General features: G+C 52.9%; 17 protein-coding genes. 16 read left to right on the forward strand and 1 reads right to left on the reverse strand.

The features are described 5' to 3' along the window. The first annotated feature begins 117 nt into the window (after positions 1–117). The 8 genes from Q9290_RS05830 (at position 118) to Q9290_RS05865 (ending at position 8,928) form a co-directional block, all read left to right on the forward strand. Positions 118–1,002 carry a LysR family transcriptional regulator gene (locus Q9290_RS05830; RefSeq protein WP_306078703.1) on the forward strand — a complete coding sequence of 295 codons (885 nt, stop codon included), beginning with the start codon at positions 118–120 and terminating at the stop codon, positions 1,000–1,002. Positions 1,003–1,328: 326 nt separating this feature from the next. Further along, positions 1,329–2,321, forward strand: coding sequence for a DUF1852 domain-containing protein (locus Q9290_RS05835; RefSeq protein WP_306078704.1), 993 nt, complete (start codon positions 1,329–1,331; stop codon positions 2,319–2,321). Between the two features lie 30 nt (positions 2,322–2,351). Continuing rightward, entirely contained in the window at positions 2,352–3,395 is a 1,044-nt protein-coding gene (locus Q9290_RS05840; protein ID WP_306078705.1) for a methionine synthase, read from the forward strand. Between the two features lie 863 nt (positions 3,396–4,258). Continuing rightward, positions 4,259–5,134 carry a LysR substrate-binding domain-containing protein gene (locus Q9290_RS05845; protein ID WP_306078706.1) on the forward strand — a complete coding sequence of 292 codons (876 nt, stop codon included), beginning with the start codon at positions 4,259–4,261 and terminating at the stop codon, positions 5,132–5,134. 274 nt (positions 5,135–5,408) lie between these two features. After that, a complete protein-coding gene (locus Q9290_RS05850) occupies positions 5,409–6,422 on the forward strand; it encodes a TRAP transporter substrate-binding protein (RefSeq protein ID WP_306078707.1) in 1,014 nt (337 codons plus the stop codon). Between the two features lie 104 nt (positions 6,423–6,526). Beyond that, entirely contained in the window at positions 6,527–7,072 is a 546-nt protein-coding gene (locus Q9290_RS05855) for a TRAP transporter small permease subunit (protein ID WP_306078708.1), read from the forward strand. Positions 7,073–7,100: 28 nt separating this feature from the next. Next, entirely contained in the window at positions 7,101–8,405 is a 1,305-nt protein-coding gene (locus tag Q9290_RS05860; protein ID WP_306078709.1) for a TRAP transporter large permease, read from the forward strand. Between the two features lie 10 nt (positions 8,406–8,415). Further along, the gene (locus tag Q9290_RS05865; protein WP_306078710.1) at positions 8,416–8,928 is read left to right on the forward strand and encodes a universal stress protein; all 513 of its coding nucleotides are present in this window, start codon (positions 8,416–8,418) and stop codon (positions 8,926–8,928) included. A gap of 40 nt (positions 8,929–8,968) precedes the next feature. Here the strand turns inward: Q9290_RS05865 and gloA are convergent, their stop codons facing one another. Next, positions 8,969–9,376: a lactoylglutathione lyase gene (gene gloA, locus Q9290_RS05870; RefSeq protein WP_306078711.1), complete on the reverse strand. Its 408-nt coding sequence runs from the start codon at positions 9,374–9,376 to the stop codon at positions 8,969–8,971. 314 nt (positions 9,377–9,690) lie between these two features. On the opposite strand from gloA, the gene Q9290_RS05875 reads away from it, so the two are divergent. From Q9290_RS05875 to Q9290_RS05910, 8 genes are all read left to right on the forward strand, one after another. Continuing rightward, the gene (locus tag Q9290_RS05875; protein WP_306078712.1) at positions 9,691–10,914 is read left to right on the forward strand and encodes an aromatic ring-hydroxylating oxygenase subunit alpha; all 1,224 of its coding nucleotides are present in this window, start codon (positions 9,691–9,693) and stop codon (positions 10,912–10,914) included. Positions 10,915–11,007: 93 nt separating this feature from the next. Next, a complete protein-coding gene (locus Q9290_RS05880; protein ID WP_306078713.1) occupies positions 11,008–11,982 on the forward strand; it encodes a PDR/VanB family oxidoreductase in 975 nt (324 codons plus the stop codon). 22 nt (positions 11,983–12,004) lie between these two features. Next, positions 12,005–12,874: an NAD-dependent epimerase/dehydratase family protein gene (locus Q9290_RS05885; protein ID WP_306078714.1), complete on the forward strand. Its 870-nt coding sequence runs from the start codon at positions 12,005–12,007 to the stop codon at positions 12,872–12,874. Positions 12,875–12,907: 33 nt separating this feature from the next. Continuing rightward, positions 12,908–13,519, forward strand: a complete 612-nt coding sequence (locus tag Q9290_RS05890; protein WP_306078715.1) for a hypothetical protein — start codon at positions 12,908–12,910, stop codon at positions 13,517–13,519. A gap of 70 nt (positions 13,520–13,589) precedes the next feature. Next, positions 13,590–14,771 carry an oxamate carbamoyltransferase subunit AllG family protein gene (locus Q9290_RS05895; RefSeq protein ID WP_306078716.1) on the forward strand — a complete coding sequence of 394 codons (1,182 nt, stop codon included), beginning with the start codon at positions 13,590–13,592 and terminating at the stop codon, positions 14,769–14,771. Next, positions 14,768–16,057: an amidase gene (locus Q9290_RS05900; RefSeq protein WP_306078717.1), complete on the forward strand. Its 1,290-nt coding sequence runs from the start codon at positions 14,768–14,770 to the stop codon at positions 16,055–16,057. Before Q9290_RS05895 ends, Q9290_RS05900 begins: the two co-directional genes overlap by 4 nt. 658 nt (positions 16,058–16,715) lie before the next feature. After that, complete coding sequence (locus Q9290_RS05905) at positions 16,716–17,132, forward strand: hypothetical protein (RefSeq protein WP_306078719.1); 417 nt, start codon at positions 16,716–16,718, stop codon at positions 17,130–17,132. 89 nt (positions 17,133–17,221) lie between these two features. Then, entirely contained in the window at positions 17,222–18,334 is a 1,113-nt protein-coding gene (locus Q9290_RS05910) for a nucleoid-associated protein (protein WP_306078721.1), read from the forward strand. Positions 18,335–18,353: the final 19 nt, after the last annotated feature.

Consider the following 18,353-nt stretch of genomic DNA (forward strand, 5'->3'; position numbering starts at 1 on the left):
CTTTTTATCGCCGGCAGAGCTTGTTCTACGGCGCTCTAAAAACGGAAATAATAATATATTTTCAATTAATCATGAATTATATTCATGGGATTAAGCGCTAAAGACCGGAGTCTGGTTATGTTGGAGCGGTTTCACCTTGAAGTACTGGCAGCAATAAAAGAGCAGGGAACCCTGACTCAGGCTGCTGAATCATTGAATTTATCCCAGTCCGCCCTGAGTCACAGTATCAAAAAACTGGAAGGCCAGATCAAAACGCCTGTCTGGCAAAAAGAAGGAAGAAGCCTGCGCCTGACCTCCGCGGGTGAACAGATGCTGACGCTGGCCAACCGGGTGTTGCCGCAGTTTAAACACACGGAACTGCTCTTGTCTCAGATGGCGAAAGGCGAAATGGGGTCGCTTCGCATCGGCATGGAATGCCACCCTTGCTATCAATGGCTGTTAAAAGTGATTGAACCCTATCTTGATAAGTGGCCCAACGTCGACATTGACGTAAAGCAGGAATTTCAGTTCGGTGGTCTGGGGGCTCTGCACAGCTACGAGATAGATATTCTGGTCACGCCCGATCCCTTGTATAAGCCCCAGCTGACGTTTATACCGGTCTTTGACTATGAACACAGACTGGTTGTTTCATCATCTCACCCTCTTGCCATGCAGAACTCGGTCATGCCTGAGCAACTGAATGAAGAAGTGCTATTCAGTTATCCGGTAGAGCCTGAGCGGCTGGATATCTACAGTCAGTTCCTGAACCCAGCAAAATGCACGGTCAAAAAACACAAGACAATCGAAACCACGGAAATCATGTTGCAGATGGTGGCCGCAGGCAGAGGCGTTTGCGCACTGCCTGGTTGGCTGGTGGATGAGTTCGCTAAAACAATGGCCATTAAAAGCCTTCGGTTTGGTCAGCACGGGATTAAAAAACAAATCTTTCTGGGGGTGCGAAAAGGCGAAGAGCAGATTAACTACCTGAGTGACTTCGTTGCTCTGGCTCAGAATATTGGGTAATGACTCAATAGTGCTTTAGGTTCATACCGCTTTTTACCAGCCCGGCAGCCGACACTGTCATCCCTCCTTCCATGCTCTGTTCACCTGATGAACAGAGCACAACCTCAGCATCCGCCGCCGCAGCAGCACTTCACTGAGCGTGACATAACGCTTGCTCAGGAGAGCCTGGTCCCACAACAAATCATGAGAGGTGTTCATGTATTGATGAGGTAAAATCATTTTTGTTCATGTAACTGCCTCTGTATAACATACACATGCTTAGCTCTAGATGTCTGGACTTCCAGAAAGAGCAGGGAACAAATTCAGTTTTTATCTCGGGAAAAAGGATGCAGAACATTATGAGTAACGACTTCAAATTTGCTGTAAACAGCATTGCTTTCGATGAAAATTATCAACCCGCAGACAGCACCCGTGCTACCACCAACTTCGCCAACCTGGCCAGAGGGGAGAGCCGTCAGGAAAACCTGCGCAATGCCTTGACGATGATTAACAATCGTTTCAATGCCACAGCGAATTGGGATAACCCCAAAGCGGACCGTTACTCAGTTGAGCTTGAAATCATTTCCGTTGATATGGATATCGATAATGAAGGCAAGGCCCATACCTTCCCGATCATTGAAATATTGAAAACCATCATTGTTGATCACAAAACCAAACAACGTACTGAAGGCATTGTTGGCAATAACTTTTCTTCTTATGTGCGGGACTATGACTTCAGTGTGCGGCTACTGGAGCACAACAAGGGGCAATCCGGCTTCAGCATTCCGGAGAACTTTGGTGACTTGCATGGCAATCTTTTCAAGAGCTTTGTTAACTCGAACACCTACAAGCAGAACTTTGCCAAGCAGCCGGTGATCTGCCTGAGTGTTTCCGATAACAAGACTTATCACCAGACTGAAAACCAGCATCCCATACTGGGTGTGGAATATCTGCCCAATGAATCATCCCTGACGGAGCAGTATTTTAAAAAGATGGGTCTAAAAGTGCGCTACTTTATGCCGCCTCATAGTGTTGCGCCCCTGGCCTTTTACTTCTTTGGCGACTTGCTGAACGACTACACGAATCTTGAGCTTATCGCTACCATCAGCACCATGGAGTCGTTCCAGAAGATTTACCGTCCCGAAATTTACAATGCCAATGCCGTGGCCGGAAAGTGCTATAAGCCGAATCTGAAAAACCCGGATCATTCACTCACTCAAATTGTGTATGACAGAGAAGAGCGCAGCCAGCTGGCCATCAAGCAAGGCAAACTAGCGGAAGAGAGCTTCATCAAGCCATATAAGGCAATTCTTGAGCAGTGGTCAGCTAATTACGCCTAATAATTAACGAGAACAGAAACGGAATTTATCATGAAAAAGTTATTACCTACGTCCACCGCAGGCAGCCTGCCCAAACCGTCCTGGCTGGCACAGCCCGAAACGCTCTGGTCGCCCTGGAAGCTGCAAGGTGACGAGCTTATCGACGGCAAACGCGATGCGTTGCGAGTGTCGTTGCAAGAGCAACAACATGCCGGCATTGATATTGTCAGCGACGGCGAGCAAACCCGTCAGCATTTTGTGACGACCTTTATCGAGCACCTTGACGGTGTTGATTTTGAACAGCGTAAAACCGTTAAAATCCGTGATCGCTACGATGCCAGTGTGCCTTCGGTCGTGGGGGCTGTCAGCCGCCAGAAGCCGGTGTTTGTTGAAGATGCCAAATTTTTGCGTCAGCAAACCACGCAACCCATTAAATGGGCGTTGCCTGGCCCCATGACCATGATCGACACGCTTTATGATGCCCATTATAAAAGTCGTGAAAAACTGGCCTGGGAATTTGCCAAAATCCTCAATCAGGAAGCCAGAGAGCTGGAAGCCGCGGGTGTTGATATCATTCAGTTTGATGAGCCTGCCTTTAATGTGTTTTTTGATGAAGTGAATGATTGGGGCATTGCCGCTCTGGAAAGAGCCATTGAAGGCCTGAAGTGCGAAACGGCCGTGCACATTTGCTACGGCTACGGCATCAAGGCCAATACCGACTGGAAAAAGACCCTGGGCTCCGAGTGGCGGCAATATGAAGAGGTCTTTCCCAGACTGCAAAAGTCGAATATCGATATTATCTCACTGGAATGTCAAAACTCTCACGTGCCCATGGAGCTGATTGAGCTCATTCGAGGCAAAAAGGTGATGGTAGGGGCCATTGATGTCGCTACCAACCGAATTGAAACCCCGGAAGAGGTGGCCGACACGCTGCGCAAAGCGTTGCAGTATGTCGATGCCGACAAGCTCTACCCTTGCACCAACTGTGGCATGGCCCCCTTGTCGCGTGACGTTGCCAGAGGCAAGCTGAATGCCCTGAGCGCCGGCGCAGATATCATCCGCAGAGAGCTGCTGGCTCGGGGGGGTGCTGCCTGAACCTGTGAACTAGCACCGCGGTTCACAAGCACAAGCTGTGATTCATATATCAAGCAGGAGCCCGCTATGCCAGGCTCCTGCTTTTTGCTGTGATGCAACTACCCGCAGGCAGTTGAAATTTCCGCAATCATCTTCATAACACTCTTCAACCCGCTGAAATATATGATATTAATGGTCATTCATGGCAATCAGTAAAAGGCAGAATAATGACGGATAATCACCTGAAAAATAAAGCTAGTATCAGCGTGCTGATGATCTGCATGGGCAGCACATTTCATTGTGATTAAGTTCATAATTATTAGTAACTTAAAATCCTCCCCAAAATCTCTCCAAAATTCCTCCCCAATTTGTGAGCGCCTGGTTCAAACTTTGACTACCAACCATTCATGCCCGCGATTGTCTCGGTACTCCTCGGTCGTTCTCAGGTGTTTATGCCCCAGCAGGATCTGGGTATCGATCCCTTGCTCGTGATAGACACGCCCGGCCAGGGAGCGCTGCTCATGGAAGCTGGGTGGGGTTGTATCCTTTGCCCAGGTGATACCTGATCGGGGCGCTGTTGATCAAATCAGAGCAGGACAGCCTGACCCTACACGGTTTGATTCCTTTAATTAACCGGCTGGCCAACAGGCATCATTGTCCATGCGGCTGGGGTTCAGAGTGACTTTGTCAGAAAGCCACGGCAGGCTACGAATATTCCTATTTTTATATAAAGTGATGTTTGTCTCCAGGAAACTCCATCCCATTTTTCAAGTATAAATACCAAGAGTTGGTGTCTCCGAACCTAAGTATCTGGCTAGATGTATGATTGCTAAGTGGTCAAAAGCATGGTACCAAATGTCTACTTTCATTAGAGAGTCCTTATTATGCTGCACTTGCCCTTGCTGAATGCTCTGAAAACCTTTGTGGTGGCCGGGCGTTATTTAAATTTTACCCGAGCCGCTGACGAGCTGCTTGTGTCCCCTTCGGCTGTTAGTCATCAGATCCGGGTGTTGGAGGAGTATCTGGAGCTCAAGTTGTTTGTGCGCCAGAACCGCACGCTCAGCCTGACTCCCGAAGGGCTCCATCTACATGCGTCACTGACAGGTCCGTTTGATGCTATTTCCCGTGCAATTCAAGAAGCGCAGCAAGTAAAGCGGCGTGAGTCGATCAATATTGCCCTGCGCCCCTTTTTCTCCGGTGCCTGGCTGGCGCCCCGGCTCAATCGTTTCTGGGGCAAGTACCCGGACATTGAGATAGACCTGATGCACATGCTCAAGGTACCAGACTTTACGTCGGATAGTATCGATCTGGCGATATTGTGGGGTAAGGGCGATTGGCCCGACATGGAAGTGAAACTGTTATTGCCGGGCAGGCTTACGCCAATCTGTAGTGCCGAGCTGTTGGAGCGTGAAGGACGACCCGAGACCCCAGCGGATCTGGCCAGGTTTATTCGCATTCACGATGAGGACCGTTCCTGTTGGGACGCTTGGTTGGAGCTGGCTGGCGCTGCCGGCATCAGCAGCAAGGCTAACCTGATCATCGACGACACCAACGTGCGGGTGCAGTCGATTCGCAACCATCAGGGGATAATGCTGGGCTGTCCCGCCCTGCTGCGCGAAGAGCTGAACAGTGGCCGTCTGGTGCAACTGTTTGATACCACACTCGATACTTACGGTTACTACCTGGTTTATCCCAAGCATCGGCCACTGAGTGACAAGTTGAATACCTTTATCGACTGGATTCTGACCGAACGCGAGTAGCGCCTACCTTCCCTGCCATCTCTCCAAGCCACGCCTAAGCGTGGCTTTGTTTTTTCTGTCTCCCCCTAGTGGCGTGGTTGAATCTTTCTCACGCTTCCTTGAGCAATCCTCGATGGCAGTTTGTAAATAAAATGTGAAATATGGTGGTGGGGCGCGAGCCAGACAAGGTTGCGGCAATCAAAGGCGGCATTTGGCCATGGGTTGTCACGGCGGTCGAGCATCAAAAAAACCGGATGAGCGCTTCCGACACCATACTAACCAGGGAGTTTGAACAATGATGATGTTTAAGAAGGTAACCACGCTGCTGAGTCTGTCGGCTGTTTTGTCGATGCCTGTCCAGGCCGCACCCATGGTGTGGGACATGCCGAACGAGTATCCCGCCACCTCGGTGCAGGCCGAGGGAGACCGGTATTTCGGTGAGCAGCTTAAGCGGGAATCCGGCGGTCAAATCGAGATCATGCACCATTTCGGTGGCGCTCTTGGGCTGAAGTCGAAGGATCAGCTGGATGCGGTAGGGGATGGCGCTGTGGTGATTGCCAATACGTTTATTCCTCCGCTGGGAGGAATAGATCCCATCTTTTTACTGTCTTCACTGCCTTTCCTGAGCTCCAGCTCCGAAGAGGCCCGGCTGCTGTTTGAAGCCGCCAGACCCGAGTATGAGCGAGTGCTGGAAAAGCATAATCAGAGGTTGCTTTACGCTTCTCCCTGGCCTTCAAGCGGGCTTTGGGGCAAGCAGGAAGCCAGCACCATGAGCGCAGTTAATGGCCTCAAGATGCGCACCTATGACGCCAATGGCACCAAGGTGTTCCGCAATACCAATTCGGCTCCCATTCAGTTGAGCTGGGCCGATATCATTCCGCAGTTGAGTACCGGCGGTATTGAAGGCGTGCTCACTTCCATCGAAGCCGGTCTGAGCGCCAGCTTTAACGATTACGTAAGTCACTTTACCGCCCTGAATTATGACAGCACCATCAACCTGATCACCATGAACCAGGATGCCTGGGATGAACTGTCCCCCGAGCAGCAGCAGGCAGTAGTGAGGGCTGCGGAGCAAACCGAGACCTATGTATGGAGCCATATCGATCAGGTTGTGAATGAGAGCTATGCGGATGCCCGCAGCCGGGGAGTAACGGTAGTGGAGACGGTGCCCGCCGAGTTTCGCGATCAGCTGAAGCAGGCGGCTCAGCCAGTACTGGAAGAGTGGGTGAGCAAGATGGGACCCAAGGGTGAGCAGTTGCTGTCGGAATACCGTAAGGCGCTACAGCAGCCGGCGTTAGCAGCAAACTGATCTCTGGTGTGGCCCGGCGCGAGGTTTTCCGTGCCGTGCCGCATTGATCCTGTTGTGCCGGAACGCTCGGGGCGTTCCGGCTGTGGTAGCGCAAGGAAACGGATATGGATATCGAAACTGGATCTTCTCTTGAACAAGGGCCGGTGGCAGGCTTTTTGTGGTTTGCCTCGTTTGTTGCCCGAGCCGGTGCCGTACTGGCTGCCGTGCTGATGGCGGCCATGACCCTGCATGTGATGCTGGAGATAGTACTGCGTGCCTTTTTTAACACATCCACTTTTGTCCTGGACGAGTTTGTGGGTTACGGCGTGGCGGCCATGACCTTCATGACGCTGGGGCATGCCCTTGAAACCGGCAGCCTTATCCGGGTGAACATATTGCTGGCGCGTATTCGCAGTCAGGCGGGTCGCCTGCTGGTGGAGCTGACCTGTGCTGCAACGGCGCTGGTGCTGAGCGGGTATATCGCCGGTTATTTCTGGAAGAGCGTATTGCGCAATTTTACCCGAGGGGCCACCAGTGAAACCATCGCTGAGGTACCGCTTTGGATTCCCGAAGCCTTTGTGCTGATCGGGCTGGTGATTTTCATGATCCAGTTGCTTGCCTACATGGTGCGATTGGCGTTGGGTCAGTCACTGCCGGTTGGGCAGGAGTAAGTGGCGAGCGTAAAAAAGGAATTTTGTTATGGATGTACTGATGACCATGGGCATGATGCTTGCCCTTATTATTGTGTTTCTGGGGCTGGGGGTCTGGGTCTTTGTCGGTCTTTTTTTGGTGGGGCTGGCCGGACTGGCACTGATTGCCGATTTTCCTCTGGATCGGGTAGGCGCTATTGCCCGCTCGGTGATCTGGCGCAGCGCCAGTGCCTGGGAGTTGTCTGCCATTCCGCTGTTTATCTGGATGGGGGAGATTATTTTTCGCACCGATATCTCGGATCGGCTATTTCGCGGCCTGTCGCCGCTGGTGCAATGGATGCCGGGGCGTTTGCTGCATACCAATATACTGGGATGCACCCTGTTTGCCGCCGTGAGTGGGTCCACGTCAGCCACCACCGCCACAGTGGGCAAGATAACCACCAGTGCCTTGGCTGAGCGAAGTTACAACAACAGCCTGTCGGTGGGATCGCTGGCCGGTGCCGGTAGTCTGGGCCTGTTGATCCCGCCTTCTATTGTGATGATCATCTACGGCGTACTGGCAGAAGTATCGATTGCCAAGTTGTTTGCTGCGGGCATTATTCCCGGCCTGTTAGTGTCTTTCCTTTACTCCTGGTACATCATTATTCGCTGTGGTTTTAATCCGGCTCTGGCCCCCCGCTCCGACGAAAAGGTGACCCTGGCCCAGTGTCTTTCCGGGCTCAAGGATCTGGCCCCCATCGTATCGCTGATCGTGCTGGTACTGGGTGGTATCTACACCGGTATTGCCACTCCTTCGGAGGCGGCGGCAGTGGGGGTTGTTGCCACTCTGGGGCTCACGCTGGTGATGAGAAGCTTTTCCTGGAATATCGTGTTTGAAGCGGCCATGGGGGCGGTGAAAACCTCCTGTATGGTGTGCTCCATTCTGGTGTCGGCGGCGTTTCTTTCCACCGCTATCGGTTACCTGCATATTCCGGTGGAGCTGGTGGCCTTTATCAAGAGCCTGGCGCTGTCACCCTACGGTTTGCTGGCTATTCTTGCCCTGTTCTACATTTTGCTGGGTTTTTTCCTGGACGGTATTTCCATCATTGTTATGAGCCTGCCGATTACCCTGCCGCTGATCCTGCAGGCTGGATTCGACCCTATCTGGTTTGGGGTGTTTCTGGTGCTGATGGTAGAGCTGGCACAGATGACACCGCCAGTGGGCTTTAATCTGTTTATTCTGCAGGGACTGACAGGGCAGTCAATAGGGCGGGTAGTGCAGGCGGCTTTTCCCTTCTTCCTGCTGATGTGTGTGGCTGTGGTGCTCGTCAGTATTTTCCCCCAGTTGGTACTGTTTCTGCCAGCCCTGATGTAAGGAGTGAGTCATGACATTACCCAAGGTTAAACGCATTCTCTACACCACCTCGCTGGGGCCCCATACCAGGCCGGTTTACCGTCATGCACTGGAGCAGGCTCGGCAGCATCAGGCGGAGGTGATTATGCTGCATGTGATCAATCCTGTCGGTGAGCTGGGTGAGGCACTGATCAAGCAATATCTGCCCGACGAGCTGGTAAAAAAGGTGCACGACGAAGGCGTGTCCCGCGTGCTGGCGCAGATGAAAACCCGGGTACAAGGTTTTTTTGAAGAGGAGCTGAGTCACCTGACGGTACCGGTTGGAGTAGTAGTTACGCCCATGGTGGTGGACGGGCTGCATGACGAGGCCATTCTCAGGGTGGCCGAGCGGGAGAAGGTGGATCTGATTGTGATGGGCACCGAGCATAAATTTGGTTTGCATGGTCATAGTCAGACAACCCAACAGGTCATTAGGCGGTCACGGGTACCGGTACTGGTGGTGCCCACCGGCAGGGAGCACAGTCACTCTGAGCCATTGGTATAAAAAGGGCCGGCATCAAGCCGGCCCTTTTTTTATCTTAATATCAGAGCCGCTTGAGGGGCTCGTTGAGCTCAATGATATAACCGTCGGGATCGTACACGAAGCCCAGCATGCGGGTGCCGTGATTCATCGGTTTGGCGGGGCTTTTGATTCTGACGCCTTCCTTTTCAAGGTAATCCATGGCCGAGACCACATCATCCACGTTAAAGGCAATATGGCCATAGGCGGCCCCCATTTCGTAAGGCTGGTCAGTGTCCCAGTTATGGGTCAGCTCCAGGGTGGTGGTTTCGTTTTCGGGTCCATAACCCAGAAACACATTGGTGAACCGGCCTCCCGGATAGTCATTCTTTCTGAGAATGCTCATTCCCAGAATTCGAGTGTAGAAGTCGAGGGATGAATCCAGGTCGGCGACACGGATCATGGTGTGATCCAGGCGAAAGGTGTGGCTCATATTGATGCTCCAGAGTGTGGGTTGTTTGTTCTGATATTACCCGTTCGTCGTCCTCGTTCATGTTGAACCGTACTCAATTCTGGTTGAGAAATTCTTGTTACTCCCTTTTCACGGATAAGCGAATGATGGCCTGACTCTTACAGAGCTTTCCTTTAATGGTTTTGGTTGAGGTAAATGGTGAATTTAATTCACAGTTAATTGAAATCTGTTCTGTTCCTGCACTCTGTTTTTTCTGTGATATTGGACTCAACTGTTAATGAGTTGTTAATCGTCGAAAGCCAGCAAGGTCGCTGAACGAGAACGGAGTAAGAGCAATGTCCATCAACAATATCAAGAGTCCGATCCCCATCCATGAATTCGATGCCAGCTACGCCACCGGAGGCCCCGTGGTTTCCCTGCCGGCCGAATGTTTTACCAGTGAAGAATTTTATCGTTTTGAAATGAATGCAGTATGGGGTCATGAGTGGTTCTGCGTGGGACGAGCCAGTGACATTCCTAAGGCCGGAGACTATTACACGATACAGGTGGGCGATGATCCTCTGATCGTTATTCGTGACCGCAGCGGCTCGGTCAATGTGTTGTCCAATGTCTGCCAGCACAGGGGCATGCTGATTGTTGAAGGTCGTGGTAATACCCGTCGTTTACGCTGTCCGCTGCACGCCTGGGTGTACAGCACGGGTGGTGAGCTTATTTCCGCTCCCGGTCTGAGTGACAAGGAAGAAGAGAGTTTTAACGTCAAGGACGTGTGCCTGCCGAAGATCCGTACCGAGGTATGGGAAGGATTTATTTTTATTACCTACGATGAGGAGCTGGCACCGCTCAGTGAGCGTCTGGGCCATCTGGGAGAGCAGCTCAAGAATTACCGCATGGCGGAACTGCGTGGTCCCGAGCCGCTGACCATGGAGAAAATGGAGTGGAACTGGAAGATTTTCAACGATGAGTGCTACCACTGCTCCTATCTTCATGCCAACTCCTGGGGGGGTATGTATCCGCTGCCCCAGTGCAACGTGGACGAATCCGTCAAGTTCAACGATGTGGATCGGGGCCTGGTGTCCTACAACCTGATAAGCCCGCACCTGGATGCCGCTCCCACTCATACCGGCTCCATTTTGCAGCCGGCCATGACCACCCTTACTGATGAGGAACGCTCACAGCTAAGTTATGTGACGGTGGCGCCTAACCTGCTGATCGTGGCCATGCCCGACAAGGTGAAATATTTCATGTGGCTGCCGGCAGGGCCCCAGACTTCCTGGTACGGCGTGTCCTGGATGTATCCGGAAGCAACCCTGGCCCGTGATGATTTCAAGCTCAACTACGACAAGGAGCACGACGATCTCTGGCCGGTGATGGAAGAAGATCTGTTTGCCTGGAATGGCGTACAGCAGGGGTTTCGTTCCCGTTTTGCCACGCGGGGTCGCCTGACCTCGGATGAGCTGGTGATCCAGCGCCTGCAGAACTGGCTGATCGACAAGTATCGTGCCGAAGACAGTCGTGCCCGGGCCGCCGATGCTCCCGACACCCTGGCCCGAGTGGGCTGATTTCCTTTTTATCATTACAGGGTGACCTAAGCGTCACCCGCCTCACCGGCATGCCGAGTATGTCAGCGGGGTCTTGACCGAACAGGTGATGCCATGACCAATCAACTTGAACTCAGGGTCGCTGCCCGTGAGCAGCTGACCGAGGATATTGTCGGCCTGACACTGGAGTCTGTGACTGGCGGCTTGCTGCCGGAATGGCAGCCGGGGGCACATATTGAATTGTCTTTAAATCCGTGCGTGGATGCGGGCGGTAACGGGGGGGATAACACCCTGATACGCCATTACTCCCTGTGCAGTGATCCTGCCAACCGCCAATACTGGCAAATTGCCGTGCTGAAGGAAGAAAACGGACGTGGCGGTTCCCTGTTTATTCACAATGCTGTGCGCGAGGGTGATGTCGTGCGTGTATCCGAGCCGCGTAACAACTTTCCCTTTGTGCCCCGGCGCAAGTGCCTTTTTATCGCCGGCGGCATTGGTATTACCCCCATTCTGCCCATGATTCGGCAGGCCGAGGCAGAGGGCGTGGACTGGCGGCTGGTGTACCTGGCGCGGGAGCGCAGCCGGCTGGCCTTTCTCGAGCAGCTGGCCGGCCATGACCCGGAGCGGGTAAGGCTGAATGGCGACAAGGAAGATGGTTTTATCGATTTGCCCGCCTTGCTGTCCGGTTGTGACGCGCATACCTCCGTGTATTCCTGCGGGCCCCAGCGACTGCTGGACTCACTCGAGGATCTTGCGGCAAAGCAGTCGGAGTGGAGCCTTCATATAGAGCGATTTTCTGCCGGGCCGGTTGATGCTTCGGGAGGGGCCTTTGATGTGGTCATTAACAGCACCGGCCAGCGTTATCACATCCCCGAGGGGCAATCCATTCTCAACGTGCTGCGCGAGGCCGGGGTCAAGGTTCCCACGTCCTGCGGCAACGGCGTCTGTGGTACTTGCGAGACCGGGGTACTGGCAGGTGTGCCTGATCACCGGGACTCCATACTCTCTCCCGAGGAACGGGAAGAAAATGCCTACATGATGCTGTGCGTGTCCCGGGCGCTGTCCCCGGAAATTGTGCTCGATCTGTAAATGCCAATTAAATGAGGAAGCTATGTCAATTAAACGAGTTGTGGTAACCGGCGGGTCCGGTCGGGTGGGGGGCTATGTGGTTCGTCAGCTGCTTGAGGATTATGAGGTGGTGATCGCCGACCTGGTGCCGGGCAATGCCGATGCCAGTTATGTGCAGGCTAACGTCATGGAACTGGATCAGCTGCGGCAGGCCTTTGAGGGCGCGGATGCGGTGGTGCATCTGGCCGCACTGGACTACGACTGGAACTGCCCACCTGAGCAGTATATCGACGTTAACGTGCGCGGTACCTGGCATGTGTTGCAGGCGGCTTCAGAGCAGGGGGTCAAAAAGGTGGTGCTGTGTTCCAGCATTTCTGCCTGCGGCCTGTCGGAAATGCGTGCCGACTGGAAGCCGCAGTATCTGCCAGTGGATGAGCATCACCCCAATAGTCCGGTGCAGGCCTACAGTGTGTCCAAGCTGGTCATGGAGCAGATGGCCAAAAGTTTTGTGGATGGCACCAAGATGGACGTGATCTGCCTTCGACCACTTGCGGTGGTGCTTGATGAGACTCTGGAGCAGTACATCGAGTTTGTTGATACGGCGGATCGAAACTGGCTGTTTTATTACGTCACCGCCGAAGACGTGGCCACGGCCTTTGACTGTGCCCTCAAGGCCGAAGGATTGCGTTACGGCGTATTTTTCCTGAGCGCCGATGATACCTCCCACCCGCGCCCGACTCTGGACTGGTATGCCGACATCATCGGTACTCCTCCGATGCTGCGTGTGCCCCGACGCTATCATCAACATCCGCGCGCTTCCATTTTTTCCAGTGCGGCAGCGAAGGAAGTGCTGGGCTGGAAGCCCACATCCGATTTTGAGCAACTTCGTGAGCGGGTCAGGACACGTAACTGAGCCTGTTTTCTGATAACAACAAGGAGCTTTGCAATGAATTCTGTACGAACCACCAAGGTCGACTGGACCGGCGATAACCCTTTTATTTACCTGAAAACAGATCCGAATGGCGATTGGTCTTCATTGTCGCTGTATTTTCGTATTGCCGCTTCGGAATACGGGCGTGGTGAAGCCATTCTGGTACTGGAAAACCCCTATCAGCAGGAAGACAAAAGCGCTGTGCGCAAATGCCTGACCGATAACCTGCCGCTGGCGCAATATCTGGTCAACCATTTCGTGTGCCATTTCGGTTTGTTTCGCAAGGCGGTAGCGCTAAATAACCTGGAATACGTGGCTGACGCCAGCTTTAAAACCGAGGCAGATTATCCCCATCGCCATATTTGCACGGCTCATTCCGCCTCAACCAATACCAGTGTCAGTCTGATCTGGAACGATTTGGGGGACCCTTTTGCGGTGGCACTACCACCGGAAGAGAGCCAGACCGGCGAACATGAGATGTTTGCCATCTTTCAGACCGCCGGCAGTGCCTCGGTGACCGTTAATGGTCAGGCGTTGCCGGGCAATACGGTGGCGCGTGATTTCCTGAACCGGGTGGCACAGTCGGCCGCTCTCGCCAATAGCGAAAGCTGGGTGCAAGCCAAATAACTCCACACCGGGTTTCTGGATTCATCAGTAACAAGCCGGGCGCCAGTGGCACCCGGCCGGGAGAACAGTTATGTCATTAGCTACAGCCGATCGGCTGGCATTTGAGCGGGTAAAAGCGTGTCGACCGCAATGGAGCGGTTTCTGTCTGGTGCGGGATCTGGTGGGCAGTGGCCGCATATTGTTGCATGCAGGCCCCCCTTTTGAATCGCGTGAGCATATTCCCGCTCCCGTGATGAATTCACTGTGCACCGGCGCAGTGTGGGAAGGCTGGGCCAGTGATGAAGCACAGGCCCGGCGGATGATCCTGAATCATGAAATCGAGTTGCGGCCCGCCCAGGACAACGCCATTGTGGTTCCCCTGGCGGGAGTGGTTTCTCCCTCCATGAGCCTGTTGGTGGTGCAGGATGGTAATCGTCCCGAGGCCTGCAGGTTCTCGGTGCTTAACGAAGGCATGGTGCATTGCACCCGGCTGGGCCGGCGGGATCCGCTCCTGCCAGCGCATTTGAGCTGGTTGAACGAAGACCTGGCCGAGTGGCTGAAGGAGCGGCTACAACAGCCGCTGGCGCTGTTGCCCTTGATGCGGGCCGCCCTGGCCGATGGTGATGACTGCCACGGTCGCACCCTGGCCGGCTCGGCCCTGATCCACCAGCAGCTGACGGCCATGGCGAGTGAACAGGTACCAGCCGATATTGATGCCTTTTTGCAGAACTCTCCGGCCTTTGCTCTTAATTTGTGGATGGCTGCCTGCAGCCTGATGCTGGCAGCCGCCGAAGGCGTGAGCGGGGCCAGCCTAGTGACCCGGGCGGGGGGCAACGGAGTGACCTTTGGTATTCAGTTGGCCACGGCACCGGGCCGCTGGATTACCATGCCGGCCCCCCCCATTCATGGTCTGGTTGAACCGGCTCACACCGGGCGAACCGCGCTGGGAGCACTGGGGGACAGTGCCGTGGTTGATTTTGCCGGACTGGGCGGGCAGGTGCTGAACACTGCTCATGCTTCCCGTCAGGCTTTGGCGCCGGTATTGCCTGCCGACGCCCTGACGCGGCCGGCGCAGGTGCTTGCCGGTCCCTTGCCTGAACTGGATGATCGACCGGCGGTGACCAGTGCTCGGTGTGTGACGACGAATGGCGGCGGACCGCTGGTATTGCTGGGCATGATAGAGGAAACGGGAGAGGCGGGCCGTATTGGTGGCGGTGTGGCAGATGTGCCCGTTACTCTGTTTGAACAGGCTTTGCGTGAGGTGATGAAATGAGTAATACCCCTCTTTATCGGCTCAGTCTGAGCCAGATGGTGCATCGCATCAGCAGCGGAGAGTGCGATGCTGTCGAGCTGATTAACGCCTGTTTTGAGCGCATTGAGGCCCGTGAGCCTGAGCTGGGTGCCTGGCAGTGCCGACAAACCAGAGAGCGTTACCTGCAACACTACCGTAAGCATGAGGATTTTTATCGCTCCAGCTTGTTACGGGGGCTGCCGGTGGGTATCAAGGATATTATCGATACTCGGGATTTTCCCACCGAGCTGGGCTCGGTGATCCATCAAGGGCGACAGCCGCCGGATAATGCCGCTTGCGTAGAATTGCTGTCGCTGGCAGGAGGGGTGGTTGCCGGCAAAACGGTGACGACCGAGTTTGCCTATTTTCGTCCGGGAAAAACCGCCAACCCGGTCGATTTGACGCGAACACCGGGGGGCTCTTCCAGTGGCTCGGCGGCAGCGGTGGCCGACGGCATGGTGCCGGTGGCATTAGGCTCTCAGACCGCGGCCTCGGTTATTCGACCGGCGGCCTATTGTGGCGTGGTCGGTTATGTAGGAAGCCGGGGGGAATATTCCCTGCGGGGGGTACAGCCCTTGGCTCAGTCCCTGGATGCATTGGGTATGTTCGGACGGGAGGTTGACGATATCCGGTTGCTGCGGGCGGCCTTGTTGCGCCAACCTGTTGAGCCTATTGCCGAGCCCGGGCGGCCATTGCGGATCCTGGTGTGCAAAGGCTCAAATATCGGTGAGTGTGAGCCGGCCATGGAGCAGGCGCTGGTCCAGCTTGCCGGCCGGCTGGAACAACTGGGAGCCGAGCTGGTGGAAATGCACAGTTGTGACCTGTTGCGCCGGCTGGTGGACGTTCATCAGGCAATTATGGCCTGGGAAGCAAGTCGTAACCTGTGCGCCGAGTCGCAGCAGGCTGCGCACTTGTCTCAGCCCCTGAATGCCCTGCTGGAGCAGGGGCTGAGTATGGACCAGCAGAACTATCTGGATGCGCTGGAACAGGTGTCCCGGATTGGACACTGGCTGTGGGCCAACCCAGAGCATCAGGGAGTGGATGTCATTCTGGCACCAGCGGCGCCGGGTGTGGCTCCGAAGGGGCACGACAGCACCGGTCAGCCGTACATGAGCCGCCCCTGGCAAGCGCTGGGTCTGCCGGTGATTACTCTGCCTGGTATGAAGAGCGACGATGGACTGCCACTGGGTTTACAGTTGATTGGACGCTCTCGGGGGGATGAGAATTTATTGGGTGTAGCACATCATATTCAATCATATTTGTATTAACTGAGCGCTCCGGTCAGTAAAGAGTATCAAGCTCAGAAGCAACAGGCTGTCTCGGATCCGATTTTATCAGCGGATCCAATTTTGGGTTACCAACAGTACAGCCCCCAACCATGATACAAGCTGGACACACTCGGAGCGCTTGGTACCAACGTAATGCGGCTGGCAAATCGGCACAGCTGCATTACGGCCGGTTACCAGTACTGCTCCTGCCATGGAGCAAAACCAAATACACGCAGACTGCCTGCATGGAATGAGGGTGATTGCAGGAAAATAAAAGACCTTTTTTATCATGAGGTTGCTATCTTCCCACTTTTACCTGAATATTAGGCTGCTGCTTTGGTGGATTCGTTGGAATAATCTCTATTTGTCCGCTTCAGACATTGACTGTGAAGATAGTAATATGGGTAAAATAAATAGATCGCAGCACGGAGGGTGAGGTAATTGTGTGATCCAGACAGCATACCGCGTCCAGGCGACTACGTGGCCGCCAAAAACGGCAGCCTTGAAGCCATCTTCAATAAATGCCGCCCCCGCGGCTTTAACCAAGATTACGCTCCCATTTGCTCCGACATGTGCCATGTGGTGATCATCGGTACCATGTTAGAGCACAGGAAGTACCGGCGAAAACGACGATAATTACACCCGCACGGAGAGCACGATGGTAAAACAAGGAATTGCCTTATCTGATCTGCTTTTTTCATTGTTCTCTGTGCTCTCTGCCCATGCCATTGAAATAAGAAACACCAAAGACCGCCAGTCCGCCAAGTATACCTACGATGGCATGACTGTACTTGGTTTCAATGAGCTGCTGAACGATGCCAGAACCGGCAATTACAACGATCTTGTTGAGTTTAAGCGCACCCGCCTGCATCCGATGATTCGCACCTATAGCGAGCGGTTCCCGCTTACCTTGTACCCAGTAGATGAAATGCGGAACAACATGAGAGCGGTGATGACGGTAAAGCACCGCTTTTACCACCTTATTCGTCAGCAGCCTGATGGCTCACCCCAGCAAGAGCAGACCCAAAGCGCCTTTCAGTACCAGCTCGATATGATAAGCCACGTACCAGACTGAGTGTGTGATCGGCTGAAGGTTGCTTATTTCAACTACCTGGTAGCACATAATAACGTTCATTTTTACAGCTATAAAAATAAGGATTGAGCATGGAAGATAAAGGCATTGAACTTTCTGAAGTGAAACCTCACCTTGAGGTGGTTGGCGCTATCACTGCAGAACTCTACCGCAAAAAAGATGATAAGCATGTTTCCTACCGGTTTGGTTACAGCTGGAATCTTGCAAGTGAAGAAGCGCGTAGCTTTATCGAGCAAATAGAAGCTAAGTTTAGAAGGAAAAATAAATCCCATAGTCATTTGGAAAAGAATGATTTGGCTAACTCCGTTCCGACTTATCTTCGGCTTTATATTGATGAACAGTACGATTTTGAAAAGCTAAGCGATAAGCTAGCCTCGCGCATTGTGTCCGAAGCCAACGATAAGGGACGCTCTGTAGCAGAAGTGAAAGTAGTATTTATTCACTATCACCCACCTGGAAGTATTGTCCAAGAAGATGGACGGGGTAAAGTGCTTGTTGTAATGGTTGATAAGAAAGGTGTTTTTGACTTTGATGAAAAAACACTTGAACCTAAGACCGTTGAATCAATAGATACTGATGCACTTAGACAAGCAGCGTCATATGATCTTAACTTGTTTGATGTCGATTACCCCAAAAATGAGGGGGCCGCCTATCTTCAGTTTATTGAAGGTAAATCTACAAGTAGCTTTTTCAAAGATGCTTTAGGTTGTCAAGAAAAAATAGATAACAAAAAAAGTGCTGAACAGTTGTTTATTGCTCTTGATAAGTTTATGGGTGATAATGAGATTGATATTCCAACTCGCGAAAAGATAAGGGATGCGATTCAGGATTATTTGGAAACGAAACGGAAGTCACCGGATAAATCCGTGAAGTTGGAAAACATTCAACATGTTGTTGACAAACAGTTGAGCGAAGAGCATCAAGCTCAGGGTAAGTTTACTGATTATGTGAATGAAAACGGTTATGAAGTCAATCACACCTTTGAGTTTTCTTCTCAGTCTGCAAGGAAGGGTGCATTTATGACTATTGTTGATGAAGAAAATGATGACTTCGAACTTAAAGTTTATAAAAACTCAGTAGGTAAACATGGCTCTGGCAAGCCAATTATGTTGGACTCTACTGGCCAGTATTTGATGGTGCCGGTAGATGAGAAGAAAATAAAAGAGCTAGGAATAAGTGACTAACTCTATTGTCCATAAGGTG

Origin of the sequence: Oceanimonas aquatica (genome assembly GCF_030732065.1) — a bacterium.
Taxonomy (GTDB): Bacteria; Pseudomonadota; Gammaproteobacteria; order Enterobacterales; family Aeromonadaceae; genus Oceanimonas.